This window comes from Pseudomonas sp. NY15374, from assembly GCF_048068255.1.
GTDB classification, from domain to species: Bacteria; Pseudomonadota; Gammaproteobacteria; order Pseudomonadales; family Pseudomonadaceae; genus Aquipseudomonas; species Aquipseudomonas machongensis.
Genome location: NZ_JBLUPZ010000016.1, coordinates 94,062 through 110,040, shown reverse-complemented (window position 1 = coordinate 110,040; position 15,979 = coordinate 94,062). Strand labels below are relative to the sequence as shown.

The following is a 15,979-nucleotide window of genomic DNA, read 5'->3' as shown; positions in this document are numbered from 1 at the left end:
CAGGCTCAGCACAGCGCCCGGTCCACCAGCACCTGCAAGCGACCACGGGAGCACTGCTCGACCCGCGCCTCGACGCCATATACCTGCGCCAGCAACTGCGGTTCGAGTACCTGCGCCGGGGTGCCGCAGGCCACCACCCGGCCCTTCTCCAGCATCACCAGGCAATCGGCATGGCTGGCCGCCAGGTTGATGTCGTGCAGCACCGCGACCGCCAACAGCCGATGGCGCACCACCCGCTCACGCACCGCATCCATCACCCGCAGTTGGTAGTGCAGGTCCAGGGCGCTGGTCGGCTCGTCGAGCAACAGCACCTGTGGATTGCGCGCCAGCAACTGAGCCAGGGCCACCAGTTGGCGCTGGCCGCCGGACAGGCTGTCCAAGCCTTGCTCGGCCAGGTGCTCGATGCCCAACTGGCGCAGCGCATCGAAGGCGGTCGCCAACAGGTCATCGGCAGCCCCCACGCGCAGCGCAGCGACGATGCTCTCCAGCACCCCGAGCGCCAGCCCCGGCGGCAGTTGCTGTGGCATGTAGGCCAGGCGCCGGGCGCGTTCGGCGAAACTCAGGCGGGTAACGTCCTCATCGCCCAGGTGCACCGCGCCCTGCATCCGCTCCAGCCCGGCCAGGGCCCGCAGCAGGGTGGACTTGCCCGCCCCGTTGGGCCCGACCAGCGCCACCAGGCTGCCCGCCGGCAGCGGCGGCAGGCTCAGTTGCTGGATGATCCGACGCGCGCCATAGCTGACCGACAGCCCTTCGATACGCAAGCTCACAACCTTCTCCCCCGCCGGAACACCAGCACCACGAACACCGGGACGCCCACCAGGGCAGTGACGATCCCCACCGGCACGATCACCCCTGGCAGGATCAGCTTGCTGGCGATCGACGACAGCGACAGCAGCAATGCCCCGACCAGCGCACTCGCCGGCAGCAGGAAGCGCTGGTCCTCACCCACCAGCAGGCGGGCGATGTGCGGGCCGACCAGGCCGATAAACCCGATGGTGCCGACAAAGGCCACTGCGGTCGCCGACAGCAGGCTGATGCGCAGCAGCGAGGCGACGCGCAGGCGCCGGGTGTCCACGCCGAAGCTGCGGGCACGGTCTTCGCCCATGCGCAGCAGGGTCATGGCCGGGGCGGCGCGCAGCGAGAACGGCAGCACCAGCGCCAGCACCGCAGCAAGAATGCCCAGCTTTTGCCAGTTGGCCCGCGCCAGGCTGCCGAGGGTCCAGAACACCAGTTGCTGCAGCACATCCTCGGTGGCCAGCAACTGCAGCAACGACACCAATGCGTTGCAACTGAACACCAGCGCGATACCGAACAGCACCAGGCTCTCGACCCCGGCGCCGCGCAGCCGCGACATGGCCTGCAGCAGCAATACCGACAGGCAGGCGAAGACGAACGCCATCACCGTCACCTGGGCGCTCGGCGTCAGCCAGGCAACCGACAGCGGATAAGCGATGGCCAGCGACGCACCCAGCGCCGCGGCAGAGGACACACCCAGGGTGAAAGGGCTGGCCAGCGGGTTGTCGAGGATCGCCTGCATCTCGGCGCCGGCCAGTGCCAGCGCGGCCCCGACCAGCACCGCCATGAGCGCATAAGGCAGGCGCACGTTCCAGATGATCACCCGTTCGGTGGCGCTCAGTGCATTCGGGTCGAACACCCCATGCAGCAGCTGTCCGAGCCCCATGCCGGAGGCGCCGCTGGCCAGGTCGCCGAGTACCGCCAGCGCCAGCAGCACGGCCAGCCCTCCGACCAGCCCGGCACGCCGCCAGAGCAGGCGCCGATAACGCCAGGCTGCCAGCGCGGCGCCGTCCAGAGCCTGGGCGGTCACTTGGCGTCGATCCAGTAGTGGCCGTCCAGGCCGACCTTCAGCAAGTGGTTGATGTCGGTCATGGTCGCTTGCGGATCCAGATCCTTGAAGCGCTCGGGGTGAACCCAGCGGGCCATGGCTTCGATGGCGAGGATGTTGAACGGCGAGTTGTAGAAGTCATGCCACAGGCCATGGGCCTGGCCATCGCGAATCGGCCGCAGTGGTGCGAACTCGGGGCGCGCGATGATCCTGGCCAGGCTCTGGCGTGCGGTATCGGCACTCACACCGGCGCCGAGCAGCACGCCGGGAGCACGGTTGCCGGTGGCGATGTACACGTCCGGGTCGGCCTTGAGCACGTATTCGACGCTGACGTCGCCCAGCGCTCCGGGCACCACGTCGGCGGCAATGTTGTGCCCACCGACTGCCTCGACCACGCTGCCCAGGCCGCTCTTGCCGGTAGTGTGCCCCGGCGCCTGCCAGACGCCTGCCAGCAGTTCGAGGAAGACCTTCGGGCGCTCACTGTCCTTGAGCCCCGCCACCTGGTCGGTGACGTGCTTGAGGTGGCTGTCGTAGAGGTCCAGGTATTCCCGCGCCTGCTGCTCGCGACCCAGCAAGGTGCCCAGGGCTTCGAGGCTGACGCGGGTATTCTTGATCGGGTGCACGCGGAAGTCGATGAACAGTACCGGGATACCGGCCTGCTCCAGCAGGTCGGCGACCGGGCTGTGCTGGGTCGGGCCTTCGCCGGCGATGCTGAAGATCGCCAAGTCCGGTTTCAGTGCCAGGATCTGCTCGGCGCTGACGCTCTGCTCCGAGGCCTGGCCGATCAGCGGCAGCTTGGCCACCTGTGGATAAAGCTTGGCGTAGACCTCGTAGGTGTGCGGGTCGAGCAGGCGCATGTCGTTCTGCCAACCGACCACGCGCTGGAACGGGTTGTCGCGATCCAGCAGGGCCAGGGCGAAGAACAGCCGCCCCTCGCCGAGGACGATACGCTGGGGCGCATGATCGACCTCGACCTTGCGCCCGAGCACGTCGGTAACCTGGGCGGCGCTGGCGGTCTGGAGAGTGCCGAGGCCTGCGGCCAGCAGCATGAGCAACGGCAGCAGGCGCCGCGCGGAACGGAGAATGGAAGGCATCGGAGGGCTCCTGGCAACAGCGGATGCGTGACAGAGAATCGGTCTCATTCAAGACCGGGCATTCTAGTCAGCGGGCCGCCCTTGCCAGTGTCCGGGTATGTAGTGGGATGTCAGCGAATCGTCATGGGTGACGTTTCATTACATTGGGGTTGCGGTGTGTTCTTCGCGGGCAAGTCGCAGCGGCAAACAACAGCTCCCACAGGCAACACCACAGTATTCAGAAGCTATGGCGGCTGTTGTGGGAGCGGGCTTGCCCGCGAAGAACCCAGCGCAATCTTTCAGCCAAGCATCGCCCTCAACGCCCGGCAATCCGCCGCATGCCAGTCCGCCAGCTCCGGCCAGGGGTTGTCGGGCAGGTTGACCAGCACCGTCCTGGCCCCCGCCGCCCGCCCGCAATCCAGGTCGAAGCGGTAGTCGCCCACCATCACCAGCTCCGACGGCGCCACACCCCAGGCCCGGGCAATCTGCAACAGGCCATCCGGGTCGGGCTTGGGCGCCGCCTCGTCGCGTCCCAGAATGTGTTCGACCGGGAAGCAGTCCGCCAGGCCAATGGCCTCCAGCGTGACATGTGCCAGCTCCCGCGCGTTGCGCGTGAGAATCGCCAGTCGGCAGCCACGCGCCGACAGCTCGCGTACCAGCTCGACCGCGCCGGTCGCGGCCTTCGAGGCGATCGCCAGGTCGCGCTCGTGCTCCAGCAGCCAGGCGTGCTTGGCCGTGGCCTCTTCGTGGGGTAGCGCGGCAAGGTGGGTGAGGATGTCGTCCTCGGGCGGAATCTCCAGCGCCTCGCGGATCGCGGCAAAGTCGTGCACCGCCACGGTGAGGGTGCCGTCCATGTCGAACACCCAGTTGCGTACTTCGTGCAGGCTCATGCCCAGTCCTTGCGATGGCGGATCAGGCCTTCCTGGGTGGACGAGGCCACCAGTTGCCCGGCGCGGTTGAAGATGCTGCCGCGGGTGAAACCACGGGCGTTGCCGGCCCACGGGCTGTCGGTGGCGTACAGCAGCCAGTCGTCGGCACGCAGGTCACGGTGGAACCACAGTGCATGGTCAAGGCTGGCGATCTGCATATCCTTCTGCCACACCGATTTGCCGTGCGGCAGCAGCGAGGTGGTCAGCAGGCCAAAATCCGAGGCGTAGGCCAACAGGTACTTGTGCAGCGCCGGGATGTCCGGAAGGCTGCCGTCGGCGCGGAACCAGGCGTACTTCACCGGATCCCCCGGCTTGGGGTCGAACGGATCGCGCTCGGTCACCGGGCGGATCTCGATGGGTTTGGCGCACAGCACCTTGTCGCGGATTCGCTCGGGCAGCTTGTCGGCCATGGCGCGGGCCAGTTCGACTTCGCTGGGCAGGTTCTCGGGGCCGACTACATCGGGCATCTGCACCTGGTGTTCGAAACCGCCCTCGTCGTACTGGAACGACGCGCTGCAGGTGAAGATCGGGTTGCCCTTCTGGATCGCCGTGACCCGGCGTGTGCTGAAACTGCCGCCATCGCGCACCCGATCGACCGAATAGACGACCGGCATGCTGGCATCGCCAGGGCGCAGAAAATAGCCGTGCAGGGAATGGACATGACGCGCGTCCTCGACCGTCTGGCTGGCCGCCGACAACGACTGGCCCAGCACCTGGCCGCCGTACAACTGACGAAAGCCCAGGTCCTGGCTGCGACCACGGAACAGATTCTCTTCGATGGATTCGAGGCTCAACAGGTCGACCAGGTCGTCCAACACATGGCTCATCGGGGGCTTCTCCTAACAGGTGTCACGGCAATTCGGGCATTGGCGCAAATCATACAGAATTTGTCATTGCCTCCGTGCATGGCGGCCCATTCAGGCATGCAGGGTTCGCTCCCAGCGCGGCCGGTCGATGCGATACAGCACGTGCGGGCGCAGCGGGTGCCCCTCGGGCAGCCGCGGGTGTTCGAAGCTGCCTGCCTCGTCCTGAACCATGCCGATCGCCTGCATCACCTTCTGCGAGGGTACGTTGTCCTGAGTGGTGAACGACACCACCTCATCCAGGCGCAACTGGGCGAATGCGCAGCGCAGGCAGGTCCAGGCCGCTTCGCTGGCAAAGCCCTGGCCCCAGTGACGACGGGCCAGACGCCAACTGATCTCGACCGACGGAGCGAAGGGTGCGTCGAAGTTGACGTTGAGCAATCCGGTCAGGCCAATGAAGGCACCACTGTCCATGCGCTCCAATGCCCATAGACCGTAGCCGTATTCGTTGAAATGACCACGGATGCGTCCGATCAACGCGGCGGCCTCCAGACGCGTCAATGGCGCAGGAAAATAGCGCATCACCTGCGGGTCGGCGCACATCTCGGCGAACGCCTGCAAATCGTCGTCATGCCATTGGCGCAACACCAGGCGGGCGCTTTCGAGCTTGAGGATCGGGGTCATCGGGGCGGGCTCCAGGTTTTCAGTCCTGCAGTCTACAGATTAGGCGCCGAGGGCGCTTTTCACCTGCCCCCCCGGGCCCAATGCAATTTTCACAACGGCTTCACTCGGCGCAGACAGGCCGCTTCACAGAATGCCATCACCTGCCGCCGCCCTGTGCGCGGCCCTCTCTGCCGGAGCCCGAGCATGCTGTCGAGCGACATCCTGGAAAACCTGGCCCTCCCCACCCGCCGCAAGCGACACCGACGTTCGCGCAAGGCTTGGGCCGCCGGCCTCGCCCTGGTGCTGGCCGCGGCCGGATTGATGCTGTGGTCGTCAACGAGGACGCACATCGTGAACCTTGGCAATGAACGACAATTGAACGCCAGCGGCCTGTTGCAGAAGTGGGCCGAAGGCAGCGTGATCGTGATGATTCGCCACGCCGAGCGCTGCGACAGCGCGCCCGGCCCTTGCCTGGACGACCCCACCGGAATCACCGTCTCCGGCAGCCAAGCCGCGCAGCGTGTCGGAGAAGGGTTGCAACGCCTTGGGCTGGACGGCGCCGACCTGCTCAGCAGCCCGAAGCTGCGCACCCGACAGACCGCGCACTTCATCGTCGGCGACACGGTCACCAGCGAGGACTGGCTCGAAGGCTGCGAAAGCGGCTTCGCAGGCCAGGCCATGGCGCACAAGCGTGCAGGGCATAATCTTGTGCTGGTGACCCACAACGGCTGCGTCGATCACTTCCAGCGCACGCTCAAGGTTGCCCCGGGCGAACGCGAAAGTGGCTACGCCAGCGCGCTGTTCGTGTCGGTCGATGGCAGCGGCAAGGCGCGCATCCTCGGGCGCATGAACGAGCCGGACTGGCGACGAGTGCTGGCGTCGGCACAACGCTGATGAGTGTTTGAGTTGCGTGGCATTCCGGCCCACTGGCAAGATCAACGCTGCCTCCAGCCGCGATCCTGCCCATGCCCCTGCCGCTGATCTACCACGAAGACTACAGCCCCGAGTTCCCGCCGGAACACCGTTTCCCCATGGACAAGTTCCGCCTGCTGCACGATCACCTGATCGACAGCGGGCTGACCACCGACCAGGCCTTGCTGCGCCCCGAACTCTGCCCCAACGACATCCTTGCCCTGGCCCATGACCGCGCCTACATCGAGCGCTACATGAATGGCGAGCTCTCACGCGAAGACCAGCGCCGTCTGGGGCTGCCCTGGAGCGAGGCACTGGCACGGCGGACCGTGCGCGCCGTCGGCGGTTCGCTGCTGACCGCCGAGATGGCCCTGCGTCACGGTATCGCCTGCCACCTGGCCGGCGGCACCCACCACGCGCATTACGACCACCCGGCGGGGTTCTGCATCTTCAACGACCTGGCGGTAATCAGCCACTACCTGCTCGCAGCCGGACGCGTACACCGCGTGCTGATCTTCGATTGCGACGTGCACCAGGGCGACGGCACCGCACGCATCCTTCACGACACACCAGAGGCAATCACCGTGTCGTTGCACTGCGAGCAGAATTTCCCGGCACGCAAGGCCCAGAGCGATTGGGACATCCCTTTGCCGCGCGGCATGGACGACGCGGCGTACCTGAAGGTGGTGAACGATGCGCTGAACTATCTGCTGCCGCTCTACCAGCCCGACCTTGTGCTGTACGACGCCGGTGTCGACGTGCACAAGGACGACGCCCTGGGTTATCTGCAACTGACCGATGCGGGCGTCGCCGCCCGCGACGAAGCGGTACTGCGCCACTGCCTTGGCCGTGATATCCCGGTGGTCGGGGTGATCGGCGGCGGTTACAGCAAGGACCGGGAGGCGCTGGCTCGGCGTCACGGCATCCTTCATCACACCGCGGCGCGGGTGCTGGGTTACACACAATGACTGTGGAACCGCTTGTGGATAACCTGCGAGAAAGCCCCTGGAGCCCTTTAACTGCCTGACCTGCAAAGATTTGTTCATTTTTTGAACAGTATCTGCGCAGGCACCGCTGGGGTAGAATGCCGACTCTTTTCCACAGCCTGCCGCCACCATGACCGATTCCCACACCACCTCCCCTCCCCTCGTCGCCGTGATCGGCGGCGGCCCCGCCGGTCTGATGGCTGCCGAGGCCCTGGCTCAGGCAGGTGTGGCGGTCGAGGTGTTCGATGCGATGCCATCGGTGGGGCGCAAGTTCCTGCTGGCGGGCGTCGGCGGCATGAACATCACCCACTCCGAACCCTACCCAGCCTTCATCGGTCGCTATGGCGAACGCCGCGAAGCCATCGACGCGCTGCTGCGTGATTTCGATGCCGACGCCCTGCGCCAGTGGATCCACGGCCTGGGCATCGACACCTTCGTCGGCACCTCGGGGCGGGTCTTCCCCACCGACATGAAAGCGGCGCCGCTGCTGCGCGCCTGGCTCAAGCGCCTGCGCGATTCCGGCGTGGTTATCCACACCCGGCACCGCTGGCTTGGCTGGGACGCGGAAGGCGCACTGCGAATCGGTTATCCACAGGGCGAACGCCTAGTACACGCCACTGCCGTGGTCCTGGCCCTGGGCGGCGGCAGTTGGGCGCGCCTGGGCTCGGACGGCAGCTGGGTGCCACTGCTGGCCGAGCGCGCTGTGGATATCTCGCCATTGCGTCCGAGCAACTGTGGTTTCGAAGTCCAGGCCTGGAGCGATCTGCTCAAGAACAAGTTCGCCGGCGCGCCGCTGAAGAACATCGCCCTGAGCGTACCTGGCAGTGCCCCGCGCAAGGGCGAATTCATCCTCACCGCCCAAGGCGTGGAAGGCAGCCTGGTGTACGCCTGGTCGGCGGCGGTCCGCGCCGGTATCGAGCGCAACGGACGCGCCACCTTGCTGCTTGACCTGCTGCCGGATCGCCCTGTGGATAAAATCGCTCAGGCCCTGGCCAAGCCCCGTGGCTCCCGCTCGATGGCCAAGCACCTGCATGGGCAGCTCGGCATCGACGGTGTGAAAGCCGCGCTGCTGCGCGAGCTGACCGACCAGGCCACCTTTGCCGACCCCGTGCGCCTGGCCCAGGCAATCAAGGCGCTGCCGATCGAACTGGTGCGCACGCGGCCGCTGGATGAGGCGATCAGCAGTGCCGGTGGCGTGCGTTTCGAGGCGATGGACGAGGGCTTGATGATCAAGCAACTACCCGGAGTATTCTGCGCCGGCGAGATGCTGGACTGGGAAGCACCGACCGGGGGCTACCTGCTGACGGCGTGCTTTGCCAGCGGACTGCGGGCCGGACGGGCGGCGCTGGAGTGGTTGTACGAGCGTAAGGCGGCCTCCCTGTAGGAGCCACTCTCTTGTCCGAAATCTAAAGGCCAGCCCAATCCCTGGGGGAGCGACGGTTTGCCGCTGCGACTTGTCCCGCGAACACCGGCGTAGCCGGTGCCATGCATCGCGGTGTTCCTTTCGCGGGCAAGCCCGCTCCCACAGGGATTGGACTGGCTCTTAGATTTTGAACAAAGACCGCGCTTTAGGGTTTGCGCTTGCGTGGCCCGCTGTTGAAGCTCGGCACCTTGCGCACCGGCTTGACCGTCGGTGCCGAATCTTCCGAGCTGTCCATCCACTTGCCGAGCCCGCGCTTGGCACTGTTCTCTTTGGGTTTCTTGGGCTTTTTCGGCTTTTTCAGCACCTGGCCGCTGGCATCGGTCATCGGCACCCGGTGATCGGGGATGAAGTCCGGCTCTTCATGACGCGGCAACGTCTGGCGGATCAGGACCTCGATCGCTGACAGCAGTTGCACCTCGTCGGCACACACCAGGGAAATCGCCTCGCCCTTGTTACCCGCTCGCCCGGTACGACCGATGCGGTGCACGTAATCCTCGGCAACGATCGGCAGGTCGAGGTTGACCACCAGTGGCAGGTCGTCGATATCGATGCCGCGAGCAGCGACGTCAGTCGCCACCAGCACCTGGATTTCACGCGCCTTGAAGGTATCCAGCGCCCGCTGACGGGTCGCCTGTGGACGATCGCCATGGATGCCATCGGCATTGACCCCCTCTGCCAGCAGCCGCTCGACCAGTTGATCGACGCCGTTGCGGGTCTTGGCGAACACCAGCGCCTGCTTCCAGCGCTGCTTGCGCATCAGGTGGCAGAACAGGTCGGCCTTGCGCTTCTTGTCTACCGGCACCATCCATTGCTTGACGGTGGTGGCGGCGGCATTGCGCGGGCTGACTTCGATACTCAGCGGATCGTTCAGGGCCAGGCCGGCGAGCATGCGGATCTGGTCGGAGAACGTCGCCGAGAACAGCAAGGTCTGGCGCTTGCGTGGCAAGGCGGCGTACACGGCCTGCAGCTCTTCGGCAAAGCCCAGGTCGAGCATGCGGTCGGCTTCGTCGAGCACCAAGGTTTGCACCTGGCCGAACTTCACCGCGTTCTGGCGGAACAGATCGAGCAGGCGGCCCGGCGTGGCCACCAGCAGGTCGACGCCACGGCGCAGGCGCATCATCTGCGGATTGAGGCTGACGCCGCCGTACACCGCGTAGGTGCTCAACGGCAGGTGCTCGGCGTATTCACGGATATTGGCGTGCACCTGCTCGGCCAGCTCGCGGGTTGGCACCAGCACCAACGCGCGGATCGAATTGCTGGCTACCTTCTCACCCTCAAGCGCCAGGCGTTGCAACACCGGCAAGGCGAAACCGGCGGTCTTGCCCGTACCGGTCTGGGCTGCGGCCATCAGGTCGCGCCCTGCCAGCACGGCGGGGATGGCCTGGGCCTGAATCGGGGTCGGGGTGGAATAGTCCCGCTGCTGCAGGGTGCGCAGCAGGGGTTCGATCAGGCCGAGCTTGGCGAAATTCATGGTGATACCATCAGGGGGTTCAGCGAAGGCGGCAGTTTACCGCAAGCCCCCTGGAGTTGCGCTGGCTTTGACGCCCGCTGCCCCCACCGGATGCACCTGCTCCTCAGGCCACCTGCCGTGGCGCGCGCCGCCACTGTGGCAGCCCGATCAACACCACCGCCCCGACGATCACGCCCATGGCCAGGCATTCCTCGGCGCCGATGCGTTCACCAGCAAAGGCAATCCCGAGCAATACCGCCACCACCGGGTTGACGTACGCGTAGCTGGTCGCGGCCGCCGGCCGCACATGCTTGAGCAGGTACATGTACGAGCTGAAGGCCACGATCGAGCCGAAGAAGATCAGGTAGGCCAGTGCCCCCCAACCCGCCGCCGTCGGCATCTGGGTCAGGCGCTCACCGCTCAGGGCGCTGCCGATCAACAACGCAGCACCGCCCACCAGCATCTCGGCAGCACTGGCCATGGCGCCCTGGGGCAAGGGCAGGTTCTTGCTCCACACCGAGCCGAAAGCCCAGGCCGCCGCTGCGAACAGGATCAACGCTGCCCCCATGGGGCTCGCCTGCAGGTTCGAACCGAGGTTGAGCAAGCCGATACCGGCAAGCCCGAGGAAAATCCCCGCCCATTCCAGACGCGAATTGCGATGACCGAACAACAGCCCGAACAGCAACGTGAACAACGGCACCGTGGCCACCGCCAGCGCTGCAACGCCCGATGCCACACCGGCATGCTCGGCCAGGGTCACGCCACCGTTGCCGCAACTGAGCAACAGAAACCCGATCGCCCCCGCCGCCCGCCATTGCGCCCAGGTCGGAGCCGGCACCCCGCGCCAGCGCAGGAAGCCATACAACAGGCTGCCGGCAATGACAAAACGTACCCCAGCCATCAGCAACGGCGGCCAGGATTCGACACCGATGCGAATGGCCAGGTAGGTAGACCCCCAGACCAGGTAGAGGGCAATGAAGGCGCCGATCAGCAGCCAGGGAAAACGACGGGAGGCAGGCATGACAAAAGACTCGAAATCCGTTTACGGGTGACTTAGTTTAGGAAGGCGCTCCCGCAAACATAAGTTACAAAACACGTTTAATAGGCCCATACACTTTGCAATGAACGGTAATTCTCCTGTTTTCCCGTTGATTGCACATTCGCAACGAGAGACCCATGGACAAGTACGATCGCATGCTGCTCGCCGCCCTGCTCGAAGACGGTCGCGCCACCTATGCCCAGCTCGCCCGTCAGGTCAACCTGTCGGCGCCTGCGGTGGCCGAGCGAGTCGCCAAACTCGAGGCCAGCGGAGTGATCACCGGCTACGCCGCCAAGGTCGACCTGGAAAAGATCGGCCTGCCGATCCAGTGCATCATCGAACTGCGCCTGGCCAGCCATGGCAACCAGCAGGCCTATGACGCCCTGGCGCGCATCCCCCAGCTCACCGAATGCCACCGGGTCACGGGCGACCCGTGCGTGATCATGCAGGCGGCAGTGGGTTCGATGCATGAACTGGAGGCGCTGATCAACCAGGTGTCGCAACTGGGGTTCAGCAAGACGTCGATCATCCTGTCCAGCGCGGTGGAGCGCCGGGTGCCGCTGGACCACTTGCAGGGCAATGGCAGGAAGGGGTGAGTGCGCCCGTTCAGTGACGCAGCAGCAAATCACCCTCGATCGGTACATAGCGCGTGGCTGCGCGAATCAACGACAGCGCCGTGAGCCCTGGCGCGCCGTAGACCACCGTCTCGACGCCATGGCGCAGCATCACCCGCTCGAGCAACTGGTCGAAGTCGCCATCGCCGGAGGCCAGTACGACCTGATCGACCCGGCTGGCGGCCTCATACACGTCCAGGGTGATGCCCACATCCCAATCTCCCTTGGCCGAGCCGTCGCTGCGCTGGATGTAGGGTTTGAGGCGCACCTCGAAACCGAGGTTGCGCAGGATCTGCTGAAATTGCTGCTGCTTGCTGTCACCCCGGTCGATGGCATAGGCCACGGCCTCGACGATGGCGCCATCGCGGCTGACCTGGGACCAGAGGGCACTGTAATTGAAGTGACAACCATGGGCCTGGCGCACGGTGTAGTAGAGGTTCTGCACATCCGCGAACAGCGCGATCTTTTTCACCTGGTGGCCCCGGGATAAAGGCGAAAGGGGCGCAGTGCGCCCCCGGGAATCCCGCGATTATGCCAGACGCGTCAGACGAAGGTGTCGTCATCGTCCGAGAAGAAACCACCGCCGCCGCTGTCGTAGTCGCTGTCCACGAAGCCGCCCTGATCATTGCCCCAACCGTCGTTGTCGGCAACCTGGCGCTGGTTGTCCTGATCATTCCAGCCGCCATTGTCGCTCGCCGGCGCCGGCTCTTCACGGATCACCTCGACCACCTCGTTGGGTTGCGAGTTATGGCTGAACAAGCTGCTGATACCTTGCGCCAGCAGTACTCCGCCCGCCACGCCCGCTGCGGTCTGCATGGCACCCCCGAGGAAGCTGCTCGCACCACTGCGCGCCGGGGCCGCAGCGAAACCTTGCGGCTGCGCCTGGGGCTGTGGGGCATAGGCCTGGGGCGCAGGCTCGCGCCAACCACCAGAACCGGAGGCAGGGGGTGGCGCGACCGGACGCTGAGGCTCCGGGCTACGCGCGCTGCTGCCAAAGATGCTCGACAGGAAGCCACCGCTGGCCTTTGGCGCCTCTTGCTGGGCCTGGGCGCGGGCTTGTCTGAGCTCGGCCTCGAGTTGCTTGTTCTGCTCGTCGAGCTTCTTGATCGCCGCCTCCTGGACCAGAATCGCCTGGGCCATGTAGTACGGCGCCGCAGGTTGCTGGCGCAGGTGCTCCTCGATCCGCGCCTGGGCCTGGGCATCGCGCGGCTGCTGCGGATCCTCGGCCTGCTTGATGCGGCCGAACAGACCGTCGATCAGGGTTTGTTCTTCAGTGTTCATGGGCTACCTCTTGGGCCATGCGGAACATCGGACAAGGTCAAAGATGGGGCGTGCCTGGTCAGGATTCAATTACAGGGCCGATGAAACTTTTTTCAGCATCGCCCGCTCCTGGGCTAAAGTGACGCACTGCTTTTTCCTGCGATATAGACCGATGAACCCGCTGACGATCCTGCGCGACTCCCTCTACTTCTTCCGCCGTCACTTCACCAGCATCCTGCAGTTGTGCCTGCCGCTGGTGGTGCTGGAAGCCCTGTTCAGCCAATTGCTGTACCGCCAGTTGGGTGACGACGCCTCGCCGGCCTACGGCATGCTTGTCAGCCTGCTGTTCTACCCGCTGTACAGCGCCGCGCTGATCCTCTACCTGGATACCCGCAGCAACGGCCAACAGATCAGCAAGCGCAACCTGTTCGCTCGCGCCGTGCAGTTGTGGCCGGCGCTGGCCCTGCTGATCCTGATCAGCTCGCTGCTGATCATGGCGGGCCTGGCGCTGTTCATCTTCCCGGGCGTATGGATCATGATCAAGCTGGTGTTCGCCGAGTATCTGCTGGTCCTGCGCGGCCTTCCCGTCATGCAGTCGATGCGCGAGAGCGCACGCATGACCACCGGGCACTTCATGCGCATCCTGATCTGCGTGCTGTCGGTGCTCGCACCGCTATGGCTGCTCGATGGCCTGCTGCTGATGGCCTTCCCAGAGCCGCAGCCAGGCGCGCAACTGGTGCTGGACAGCCTCAGTGGCTTCCTGCAGTTGTTCAGCAGCGTGGTGCTGTACCGCTTGTTCATGCTGTTGGAGAGCGAGGCCGGCGCCGCTGCGGGAAACTGAAAGCTGTACGGGATGACGGCAACGCTCTGGAAAGCGTTCGCGGTGCCCTGCCCAACGTATTGCATCGACACTCCTGAACGACGCCCGACAGTCGCGGGCCCCCCTCAGGAGCTGCATGCAATGGGTATGACAACAGATTCCGCAACCGAGCTACAGCGTGACTTCAAAGCCACGCTCTACTGGATGAAGGGGGACGTGCTCGTCCCGATCAGGCGGAGCAAAACGACGGATAAATTCACCTGGGGCGTAGTTCCGGGGGACGACTGGCTGCAGGCGGGAGGTGACCAACCTTCTCTGATTCTGGACTTCGAGTTTCACTCCAAGACCGAAGACCGCCTGCACTACATGATCAGCAGGTCGAGCGGATTCAGCAGGCTTGGGCGAAGCGTCGGCGGCTATCTCGGGCTCTATCAGGTCAGCGAGGTGACCGATTACTGGAAACTCGAACCGTTGCGGCACGCGCCCAATGGCTGGGTCTGCCGCTTGCGTGATCACGAAGGGCATGGCGTGAAGACCTGGCAGGACGACCCTCATTTCGATAACTTCACCTACCACTTCCTGAACACCTACGAAGGGAACGACGCCGAGTTCCTCGTGGTTCCCACAACCTGAACCCCAGCGCTCACAGCAACCCGAGGGTCAGTGCCTTGAGCGTTGCTGCAGCGCGCGTGGTGCATTCGAGCTTGCGGAAGGTGCTCTCGACATGGGTGCGCACGGTACTGGGACTGATGCCCAGCAACCGCGCGACTTCCTTGTTGCTGTGACCCAGGCTGATCTGGCGCAGCACCTCGCTTTCGCGTTCACTCAACAGTCCACCGCCCCCTTTGGCTGCCGGCAGCTTGCGCTCCCCGCGCGCGGCAGCGAACACGGCTTCACAACACTGCAGGTCGAAGCGCCCCTGTTGCGCCTCCAGCCTGAGCAACTGCTCGGCCTCCTGCTGGCCAACCGCCGCTCGCCATGGGCGCTCGGCCCGCAGCGCCTGCCAGGCGAGCGCCACGGCCAACAAGCGCTGCTCCGGCGCCAGGGCATCACCCTCCACGCCACGAAAATAACCACTGCCATCGAGACGCTCGTAGGCGTGTGCTGCAAGCTTGCCCGCACGCTGCAATGCCGGTATCTGCGCGCAAGCGCGCTGAGTCCAGTAGGGCACCAGGCGAATCTGCTCGCGGTCGCCCTCAAGCAATGCACCCGGCAGGTTCCATACCCGGTTCGGCACCGCGGCGCGGCCGATGCCATGCACCAGCGCCGCCTGTCTTAGCACGCCCTGCAGCGCCTCCGGCATGCCCATCAGCCCGGCGGCGTCATGCACCAGCGCAGCCACACCACGCGAATAGCCCGCAAGCCAGGTCAACTTGAGGTCGATGACATCGGCAACCAGGGTCAAAGGCACATCGGAGCAAGCTGTATTCGAGGCCGTCGCTTGTTCAGCCTCCTGCAAGTCATGCAACCAGTCGGCCGCCTGACACTGCAGCTCCCTCACCAGGCTGCGCGGGTAGCGCTGATCGGCCTGCCCCTCGATCCAGGCCAGCGCAGCCTCAAGACCCCGCGCTCGCGAAAGGATCTCCAGGTCACCTGCCAGCACCACCTGATACACCACCTCAGGCACCTGTGGATGACGCAGGCCGGATGGGCGACCGCTACCGTCGAAGTGCTCGAACACGTGCCGCAGCCCCTGCTCCACTGGCGCGCCCAGTCCAAGAGCAACTGCAACCTCGCCAGCCACCTCGCAGTGCACGCGCGCCAGCGGCCCGGTCTGCAGCATCGCCCGCTGCCCGGCGGCGTCGAGGGTCTGCGCGAGCATGGCTTGACGGCCACCCACGTCGTCCCCGAGCAGGCGGGTGAAATCTTCGGCATTGGCAGTGCACCCCGACCAGCGCAACAGTGCGACATCAGCGGCCACCTGCAGGTGGTCGCCCTCGCCCATACAGGCGTGCGCGAGCCTGCGCGCCAGCTGCGCCGTGCGGCGCGACTGATCGATAGGCTGGCCCATGCTCAGGTCACCCACCATCGACAAGGCGAGGATGGCGTCTTCCAGGGGGATGTAGTCGGCAACAGGCATGAGCGGTCCACAGTTCAGTGAGTTGGAGGCTCGGTCATTCGACCGATACCCGTGAAGGCACAGCCTGCCGAGAATACAGCCATC

Annotated in this window: 17 protein-coding genes; 6 read left to right on the top strand and 11 right to left on the bottom strand. The window is 65.4% G+C overall.

Annotated features, from left to right (window positions below):
• Positions 1–5 precede the first annotated feature (5 nt).
• The 6 genes from ACNFHO_RS25615 to ACNFHO_RS25590 all read right to left on the bottom strand — a co-directional run bounded on the left by ACNFHO_RS25615 (position 6) and on the right by ACNFHO_RS25590 (position 5,332).
• Positions 6–767 carry an ABC transporter ATP-binding protein gene (locus ACNFHO_RS25615; protein WP_416767777.1) on the bottom strand — a complete coding sequence of 254 codons (762 nt, stop codon included), beginning with the start codon at positions 765–767 and terminating at the stop codon, positions 6–8.
• Positions 764–1,825, bottom strand: a complete 1,062-nt coding sequence (locus ACNFHO_RS25610; protein WP_054892671.1) for a FecCD family ABC transporter permease — start codon at positions 1,823–1,825, stop codon at positions 764–766. The genes ACNFHO_RS25615 and ACNFHO_RS25610 overlap by 4 nt, the downstream gene beginning before the upstream one ends.
• Positions 1,822–2,937: an ABC transporter substrate-binding protein gene (locus tag ACNFHO_RS25605; protein ID WP_416767775.1), complete on the bottom strand. Its 1,116-nt coding sequence runs from the start codon at positions 2,935–2,937 to the stop codon at positions 1,822–1,824. The genes ACNFHO_RS25610 and ACNFHO_RS25605 overlap by 4 nt, the downstream gene beginning before the upstream one ends.
• A 278-nt stretch (positions 2,938–3,215) precedes the next feature.
• Positions 3,216–3,806 (bottom strand): HAD family hydrolase, encoded by a 591-nt coding sequence (locus ACNFHO_RS25600; RefSeq protein ID WP_063542656.1) that lies wholly within the window; start codon positions 3,804–3,806, stop codon positions 3,216–3,218.
• Positions 3,803–4,672 carry an acyl-CoA thioesterase II gene (gene tesB, locus ACNFHO_RS25595; protein WP_063542654.1) on the bottom strand — a complete coding sequence of 290 codons (870 nt, stop codon included), beginning with the start codon at positions 4,670–4,672 and terminating at the stop codon, positions 3,803–3,805. Before tesB ends, ACNFHO_RS25600 begins: the two co-directional genes overlap by 4 nt.
• Before the next feature lie 90 nt (positions 4,673–4,762).
• Positions 4,763–5,332 (bottom strand): GNAT family N-acetyltransferase, encoded by a 570-nt coding sequence (locus ACNFHO_RS25590; RefSeq protein ID WP_416767774.1) that lies wholly within the window; start codon positions 5,330–5,332, stop codon positions 4,763–4,765.
• 183 nt (positions 5,333–5,515) lie between these two features.
• Between ACNFHO_RS25590 and ACNFHO_RS25585 the strand changes: the two genes are divergently transcribed.
• From ACNFHO_RS25585 to ACNFHO_RS25575, 3 genes are all read left to right on the top strand, one after another.
• Positions 5,516–6,205: a histidine phosphatase family protein gene (locus tag ACNFHO_RS25585; RefSeq protein ID WP_063542652.1), complete on the top strand. Its 690-nt coding sequence runs from the start codon at positions 5,516–5,518 to the stop codon at positions 6,203–6,205.
• Positions 6,206–6,276: 71 nt separating this feature from the next.
• Positions 6,277–7,191, top strand: coding sequence for a histone deacetylase (locus ACNFHO_RS25580; protein WP_054892850.1), 915 nt, complete (start codon positions 6,277–6,279; stop codon positions 7,189–7,191).
• Positions 7,192–7,339: 148 nt separating this feature from the next.
• Positions 7,340–8,593, top strand: coding sequence for a TIGR03862 family flavoprotein (locus ACNFHO_RS25575; protein ID WP_416767773.1), 1,254 nt, complete (start codon positions 7,340–7,342; stop codon positions 8,591–8,593).
• A 184-nt stretch (positions 8,594–8,777) separates the two neighbouring features.
• On the opposite strand, the gene ACNFHO_RS25570 is transcribed toward ACNFHO_RS25575, so the two are convergent.
• The gene (locus tag ACNFHO_RS25570) at positions 8,778–10,103 is read right to left on the bottom strand and encodes a DEAD/DEAH box helicase (RefSeq protein WP_416767772.1); all 1,326 of its coding nucleotides are present in this window, start codon (positions 10,101–10,103) and stop codon (positions 8,778–8,780) included.
• Positions 10,104–10,206: 103 nt separating this feature from the next.
• A complete protein-coding gene (yedA, locus tag ACNFHO_RS25565; protein WP_054892847.1) occupies positions 10,207–11,103 on the bottom strand; it encodes a drug/metabolite exporter YedA in 897 nt (298 codons plus the stop codon).
• A gap of 155 nt (positions 11,104–11,258) precedes the next feature.
• On the opposite strand from yedA, the gene ACNFHO_RS25560 reads away from it, so the two are divergent.
• Positions 11,259–11,717 carry an Lrp/AsnC family transcriptional regulator gene (locus ACNFHO_RS25560; RefSeq protein WP_054892846.1) on the top strand — a complete coding sequence of 153 codons (459 nt, stop codon included), beginning with the start codon at positions 11,259–11,261 and terminating at the stop codon, positions 11,715–11,717.
• Between the two features lie 10 nt (positions 11,718–11,727).
• On the opposite strand, the gene ACNFHO_RS25555 is transcribed toward ACNFHO_RS25560, so the two are convergent.
• On the bottom strand, positions 11,728–12,207 hold the full coding sequence (locus ACNFHO_RS25555) for an NYN domain-containing protein (protein ID WP_054892845.1): 480 nt from the start codon (positions 12,205–12,207) through the stop codon (positions 11,728–11,730).
• A 71-nt stretch (positions 12,208–12,278) separates the two neighbouring features.
• Positions 12,279–13,016 (bottom strand): DUF2076 domain-containing protein, encoded by a 738-nt coding sequence (locus ACNFHO_RS25550; protein WP_054892844.1) that lies wholly within the window; start codon positions 13,014–13,016, stop codon positions 12,279–12,281.
• A 151-nt stretch (positions 13,017–13,167) separates the two neighbouring features.
• Here ACNFHO_RS25550 and ACNFHO_RS25545 point away from each other — a divergent pair, with 151 nt between their 5' ends.
• Both ACNFHO_RS25545 and ACNFHO_RS25540 read left to right on the top strand, forming a co-directional pair.
• A complete protein-coding gene (locus tag ACNFHO_RS25545; protein WP_063542640.1) occupies positions 13,168–13,836 on the top strand; it encodes a YciC family protein in 669 nt (222 codons plus the stop codon).
• A gap of 120 nt (positions 13,837–13,956) precedes the next feature.
• On the top strand, positions 13,957–14,448 hold the full coding sequence (locus ACNFHO_RS25540) for a hypothetical protein (protein ID WP_416767770.1): 492 nt from the start codon (positions 13,957–13,959) through the stop codon (positions 14,446–14,448).
• Positions 14,449–14,458: 10 nt separating this feature from the next.
• On the opposite strand, the gene ACNFHO_RS25535 is transcribed toward ACNFHO_RS25540, so the two are convergent.
• Complete coding sequence (locus tag ACNFHO_RS25535; protein WP_416767768.1) at positions 14,459–15,895, bottom strand: HD domain-containing phosphohydrolase; 1,437 nt, start codon at positions 15,893–15,895, stop codon at positions 14,459–14,461.
• Between the last annotated feature and the right edge of the window lie 84 nt (positions 15,896–15,979).